The sequence below is a fragment of the Aerococcus agrisoli genome (genome assembly GCF_003797145.1).
GTDB lineage: Bacteria > Bacillota > Bacilli > Lactobacillales > Aerococcaceae > Aerococcus > Aerococcus agrisoli.
The window spans coordinates 1-372 of record NZ_RKMG01000103.1; the positions used below are offsets into that span (position 1 = coordinate 1).

Annotated in this window: 1 pseudogene; it reads right to left on the reverse strand. The window is 29.0% G+C overall.

The window, feature by feature from the left end:
• A pseudogene (locus tag EF384_RS09670) lies at positions 1-220 on the reverse strand (RNA-guided endonuclease TnpB family protein); the annotation flags it as partial.
• Between the last annotated feature and the right edge of the window lie 152 nt (positions 221-372).

Below are 372 nucleotides of genomic sequence, written 5' to 3' on the forward strand. Positions count from 1 at the left end.
TAATTACAGATTGTGCCATTTGGGACTGTAAATCAAAATCAGAACGTAAGATACGATATAAAGCATCATGTAAAATACGTTGATTGAGTTCAAAATCATTATCAAATACATATTGTGATACATAATTACACGCCTTTGTAAAAACATGTTGCACTTCACGAAATAAAACAATCTGTTCAGATGTAGGATATATTTGTAATTTGATTGTCTTTGTCATCATTTTAAATCACCACCTTTCACTAATTATATAATATAATAATATCTAGTGAAAGTCTAATAATATAAAACGAAAGAAAGTAAAAACTATCGCAAATCGACAATTCATCCCACGAATAAATTCGAGGGTTTCCTTGTCTGCGATAGTCTAATGAA